A 5,452-nucleotide genomic window follows, 5' to 3' on the forward strand; every position below is an offset into this window, starting at 1 on the left:
GGGTGGATCAGGGTAACAACCATTTTGATGTTGTCGCCCGGCATTACCATCTCTACGCCTTCCGGCAGTTCGATGGTACCAGTCACGTCAGTAGTACGGAAGTAGAACTGCGGACGGTAGCCTTTGAAGAACGGAGTATGACGGCCGCCTTCGTCTTTGGACAGAATGTACACTTCAGATTCGAACTTGGTGTGCGGCTTGATAGAGCCCGGCTTAGCCAGTACCTGACCACGTTCGATTTCTTCACGTTTGATACCACGCAGCAGAACACCAACGTTCTCACCAGCACGGCCTTCGTCCAGCAGTTTGCGGAACATTTCAACGCCAGTACAGGTAGACTTAGCAGTCTCTTTGATACCAACGATTTCAACTTCTTCACCAACTTTGATGATACCGCGCTCTACACGACCGGTAACAACGGTACCACGACCGGAGATGGAGAATACGTCTTCGATAGGCAGCAGGAACGGTTTGTCAATCGCACGCTCTGGTTCTGGGATGTAAGAATCCAGGAAGCCAGCCAGTTCGATGATTTTCGCTTCCCACTCTGCTTCGCCTTCCAGCGCTTTCAGAGCAGAACCACGAACGATCGGAGTGTCGTCGCCCGGGAAATCGTACTGAGACAGAAGTTCACGGACTTCCATTTCTACCAGTTCCAGCAGCTCTTCGTCATCAACCATGTCGCATTTGTTCAGGAACACGATGATGTACGGAACGCCTACCTGACGACCCAGCAGGATGTGCTCACGAGTCTGCGGCATCGGGCCGTCAGTCGCAGCAACAACCAGGATCGCGCCGTCCATCTGCGCAGCACCGGTGATCATGTTTTTAACATAGTCGGCGTGGCCCGGGCAGTCTACGTGTGCGTAGTGGCGAGTCGGGGTGTCATATTCAACGTGAGAAGTGTTGATGGTGATACCACGAGCTTTTTCTTCCGGCGCGTTATCGATCTGGTCGAATGCGCGAGCAGCACCGCCGTAGGTTTTAGCCAGAACGGTAGTGATTGCAGCGGTCAGCGTTGTTTTACCATGGTCAACGTGGCCGATAGTACCGACGTTAACGTGCGGTTTAGTACGTTCAAATTTTTCTTTAGACATCGATTGTCCCTCTAAGACACGGATAAATCGGTGATATCACCACATCAACCAGGCAATATACCTGAGCTGTTGAATGCTTTTAAAAGTAAACAGAGAGAAACGGGAAGGAGAAGTGAAGTGGTGCTGATACCCAGAGTCGAACTGGGGACCTCACCCTTACCAAGGGTGCGCTCTACCAACTGAGCCATATCAGCACGTCTGGAGCGGGCAGCGGGAATCGAACCCGCATCATCAGCTTGGAAGGCTGAGGTAATAGCCATTATACGATGCCCGCATCCTGAAACTCGGCTACCCAGTTCTTTCTGCAACAAAAAAGAGATTTCTCTCTTTTCTGTTCGAGCTGATTAATTTTTTAATCAACTCAGGCGGCGATAACGCTGCCAGAAAGTGGTGGTGGGGGAAGGATTCGAACCTTCGAAGTCTGTGACGGCAGATTTACAGTCTGCTCCCTTTGGCCGCTCGGGAACCCCACCGGACTTGATGGTGCCGACTACCGGAATCGAACTGGTGACCTACTGATTACAAGTCAGTTGCTCTACCTACTGAGCTAAGTCGGCATCAAGTAGCGCGCATTTTATGGAGACATGCGCACTCATGCAACTAAAAAATTGCATAAAATGTTCTATCGCTCACATTTTGCACTATACGACCGATAAATAATCTATTTCTTCTTTGGATTGGACAAATTTCCAACGTCAGGAGCCTCCTCTGGGAGGAATTTTGCTCCGGCAGGTACGCTTTGATAGAGAGAAAGCACATCTTTATACATCTGGAATACCCGTCACATTGCATTTCAGAGGATGATTTTTTCTTATTATTCCCCCCCATCTGGTGTTACCCTCCTGCCCATTGTCCAAATTAACTGAAATGTGCGTGCCATTGCGTACCGGGATGATTTCGTTTTTTACCGCAGACCTGATATAGCAATGACAGCCAGACCATGCGTATGAGTATAAAAGAGCAAGCGTTAACGTCGCCTTACCTACAGTTTGATCGCAACCAGTGGGCTGCGCTTCGTGATTCCGTGCCGATGACCCTGACCGAGGAAGAGATTGCTCGTCTTAAAGGCATTAACGAAGACTTATCGCTGGAAGAAGTTGCCGAGATTTATTTGCCTCTCTCGCGTTTGCTAAACTTTTACATCAGTTCGAACCTGCGACGTCAGGCCGTGCTGGAGCAATTTTTAGGCACGAATGGCGAGCGTATTCCTTATATTATTAGCATTGCTGGCAGCGTCGCCGTCGGTAAAAGTACGACTGCGCGTGTTTTGCAGGCTTTGCTCAGTCGCTGGCCCGAGCATCGCAAGGTTGAGTTGATTACTACCGATGGCTTTCTCCACCCTAACCAGGTATTGAAAGATCGTGGACTGATGAAGAAGAAAGGCTTCCCCCAGTCCTATGATATGCATCGCTTGGTTAAATTCGTTTCCGATCTGAAATCAGGCGTACCTAACGTCACGGCTCCGGTCTATTCCCATCTCATCTATGATGTGATCCCTGATGGCGACAAAACCGTTGCCCAGCCCGACATATTAATACTCGAAGGGCTAAATGTATTACAAAGCGGGATGGACTATCCTCACGATCCGCATCATGTATTTGTTTCTGACTTTGTCGACTTTTCTATTTATGTTGATGCGCCAGAAGAATTACTCCAGACGTGGTATATCAACCGTTTCCTGAAATTCCGTGAAGGGGCGTTTACCAACCCGGACTCTTATTTCCATAACTATGCAAAATTATCAGAAGATGAGGCTATCAACACCGCCACATCGTTGTGGAAAGAAATTAACTGGCTGAATTTAAAGCAAAATATATTACCAACGCGTGAGCGAGCAAGCTTAATCATGACGAAAAGTGCCAATCATGCCGTTGAGCAAGTCAGGTTGAGAAAATAAATAAAAAAGGGGAGCAACAGCTCCCCTTATTATTACTCAGCGCTTCTTAGCGATATTTCTCCACCCATCCAGGGTTTGATCTCGCCATTTTGCTCAAGCAATAATGCACCTTGCGCGTCTATTCCACGAGAGACGCCAAATATTTCTTTATCGCCAATAATAAGTTTGACCGGGCGGTCGATAAAGTTATCCAGTCTCTTCCAGCGAGACAGATACGGCGCTAAACCTTCGTGCTCAAAGAGTACTAACGCAGCACGCAACTCACGTATCAGTCGGGCAGCAAGGGTATTGCGATCAATGTTAATGCCCGCTTCCTGCAAGTTAATCCAGCCTTGATTAACCACATTTTCTTCAACCCGGCGCATGGACATATTAATACCCGCACCGATAACAATCTGCGCGGCATCCCCTGTCTTACCGGTCAGTTCAACCAGGATCCCTGCCAGCTTACGGTCGAGCAAATAGAGGTCGTTGGGCCATTTTACACGTACCTTCTCTGCGCCCAGATCGCGTAAAACCTCAGCCATGACGATACCAATAACCAGACTCAGGCCAATCGCGGCAGCCGGTCCTTGTTCCAACCGCCAGAACATTGAAAGGTACAGGTTGGCACCAAACGGTGAGAACCATTTGCGACCACGGCGGCCGCGCCCGGCTTGCTGATATTCAGCGACACAGGCATCCCCTGACTCCAGTTGACCTATTCGGTCCATCAGGTACTGATTGGTTGAGTCGATAACCGGCAGGACTGTGATATTTCCACCATCCAGTTGAGAATGAATAAGTGAGGCATCTAATAGTTGGATAGGCTCCGGTAAGCTGTATCCTTTACCTGGAACAGTAAAGACATCAACCCCCCAGTCGCGTAACGTCTGGACATGCTTATTGATTGCGGCACGGCTCATTCCCAACTTTTCACCGAGCTGCTCACCGGAATGAAATTCGCCATCAGCGAGTAATGAAATAAGCGTCAGAGGGACGGTATTATCCTTCATGCAATGATCTCCACAGCATTCATTTCACCCTGCGGGCCAATAAACCGGACCTCTGGTTCGAGCCAGACATTAAATTTCTCACCGACTTTTTGACGTACATGATGTGCAAGTTGCACCACATCCTGACTCGTCGCATTGTCTGCATTGATCAGCACCAGAGCCTGCTGTTGATGTACCGCTGCGCCACCAATGCGCATGCCTTTTAGCTGACACTGATCGATAAGCCAGCCGGCGGCCAGTTTCACAGAACCATCAGCCTGCGGGTAATTAGGTGCTGTTGGGAATTTTGCCAGGAGCTCCTGCGCAATCTCTGCGGTGACAACCGGGTTTTTAAAGAAGCTTCCTGCATTACCGTTTACTTTCGGATCGGGCAGTTTTGTCGTGCGCATATGGCAGACAGAATCAAAAACCTGCTGAGGCGTCACCGTTGTAGGATCCAGGCGCGTCAGATCGCCATAGGTCAGTACCGGATGCCACTGTTTAGACAAGCGTAAACCAACAGCAATAATTGCGAAGCGATCCTGGTATTCATGTTTGAAGATGCTGTCACGATAACCAAAGCGACATTCTGCTGCACCAACGCGCAGATGTTTGCCAGTCGACAGCTCAACGCAGTCTACGTATTCGCAGACGCGCTGTAGCTCTACGCCATAGGCACCAATGTTCTGGATTGGCGATGAACCCACGCAGCCTGGGATAAGCGCCAGATTTTCCAGGCCAGGCATACCAAGCTGCAACGTATGCTGGACCAGATGATGCCAGTTTTCACCCGCACCTACGTGCAAATGCCACGCATCAGGTTGTTCTGTAATCTCAATACCCTTAATACGATTGACGATCACCGTCCCCTGGAAGGCATCAAGAAACAGGACGTTGCTCCCTTCGCCCAGGATCAGTACTGGATGATGCGATGCATTGGCTGATTGCCAGGCATTCAGTAATTGTTGTTCATTTTCGGCGCAGACAAGTTCATTCGTTTGCTGATCGATACCGAAGGTGTTCCAGGCTTTAAGGGAGTGATTCATAGACGCTTTCCTGATGCAAAATCGCGCCTAGTTTACCGCATATACCGCTGGATGGCTTGTGTTATGGAGGCTCAGGATATAGCTTTGCACCCGATGGTGCGGTGTTGTGATGTGCCTGATGCGCTGCGCTTATCAGGCCTACAAAATACGTTCAGCCCTGCCTCTGTAGGCCGGATAAGGCGACACGCCGCATCCGGCAATGTACCGCCGCGTTGCCTGATGCGCTGCACTTATCAGGCCTACAAAATACGTTCAGCCCGGCCCCTGTAGGCCGGATAAGGCGGCACGCCGCATCCGGCGGTTTTCATTCCACACAGACGCAAAAAAGCCCATCCGTCAGGATGGGCTTTTTCACTTTAATTAATGCCTGGCAGTTCCCTACTCTCGCATGGGGAGACCCCACACTACCATCGGCGCTACGGCGTTTCACTTCTGAGT

4 protein-coding genes, 4 tRNA genes, 1 rRNA gene and 1 pseudogene are annotated in these 5,452 nt (G+C 49.9%); 2 read left to right on the top strand and 8 right to left on the bottom strand.

Annotated elements, in window-relative coordinates:
- The 5 genes from tuf to OGY13_RS15500 all read right to left on the bottom strand — a co-directional run.
- Nucleotides 1-1,097: elongation factor Tu (gene tuf / locus OGY13_RS15480; RefSeq protein WP_118262821.1), on the bottom strand; the 1,097-nt coding region annotated here is incomplete at its 3' end.
- Between the two features lie 118 nt (nt 1,098-1,215).
- Nucleotides 1,216-1,291 (bottom strand) — tRNA-Thr (locus tag OGY13_RS15485).
- Between the two features lie 5 nt (nt 1,292-1,296).
- Nucleotides 1,297-1,371: transfer RNA gene (locus OGY13_RS15490), tRNA-Gly, on the bottom strand.
- 114 nt (nt 1,372-1,485) lie between these two features.
- Nucleotides 1,486-1,570: transfer RNA gene (locus OGY13_RS15495), tRNA-Tyr, on the bottom strand.
- Between the two features lie 8 nt (nt 1,571-1,578).
- Nucleotides 1,579-1,654 (bottom strand) — tRNA-Thr (locus tag OGY13_RS15500).
- Between the two features lie 19 nt (nt 1,655-1,673).
- Between OGY13_RS15500 and OGY13_RS15505 the strand changes: the two are divergent.
- Nucleotides 1,674-1,754: pseudogene (locus OGY13_RS15505) on the top strand (hypothetical protein); the annotation flags it as partial.
- 289 nt (nt 1,755-2,043) lie between these two features.
- On the top strand, nt 2,044-2,994 hold the full coding sequence (coaA, locus tag OGY13_RS15510) for a type I pantothenate kinase (RefSeq protein ID WP_003031107.1): 951 nt from the start codon (nt 2,044-2,046) through the stop codon (nt 2,992-2,994).
- A gap of 32 nt (nt 2,995-3,026) precedes the next feature.
- Here coaA and birA read toward each other — a convergent pair whose 3' ends face one another.
- The 3 genes from birA to rrf form a co-directional block, all read right to left on the bottom strand.
- On the bottom strand, nt 3,027-3,989 hold the full coding sequence (gene birA, locus OGY13_RS15515; protein ID WP_128612557.1) for a bifunctional biotin--[acetyl-CoA-carboxylase] ligase/biotin operon repressor BirA: 963 nt from the start codon (nt 3,987-3,989) through the stop codon (nt 3,027-3,029).
- Nucleotides 3,986-5,014, bottom strand: a complete 1,029-nt coding sequence (murB, locus tag OGY13_RS15520; protein ID WP_137377780.1) for a UDP-N-acetylmuramate dehydrogenase — start codon at nt 5,012-5,014, stop codon at nt 3,986-3,988. Before murB ends, birA begins: the two co-directional genes overlap by 4 nt.
- Nucleotides 5,015-5,379: 365 nt before the next feature.
- Nucleotides 5,380-5,452, bottom strand: a 5S ribosomal RNA gene (gene rrf / locus OGY13_RS25160); the annotation flags it as partial.

Origin of the sequence: Citrobacter sp. Cpo045 (assembly GCF_030332875.1) — a bacterium.
GTDB classification, from domain to species: domain Bacteria; phylum Pseudomonadota; class Gammaproteobacteria; order Enterobacterales; family Enterobacteriaceae; genus Citrobacter; species Citrobacter portucalensis.

Coding starts and splice junctions, on each gene's coding strand:
- birA (WP_128612557.1), bottom strand. CDS start 3,989: ATGAAGGATAATACCGTCCCTCTGACGCTTATTTCATTACTCGCTGAT.
- murB (WP_137377780.1), bottom strand. CDS start 5,014: ATGAATCACTCCCTTAAAGCCTGGAACACCTTCGGTATCGATCAGCAA.
- coaA (WP_003031107.1), top strand. CDS start 2,044: ATGAGTATAAAAGAGCAAGCGTTAACGTCGCCTTACCTACAGTTTGAT.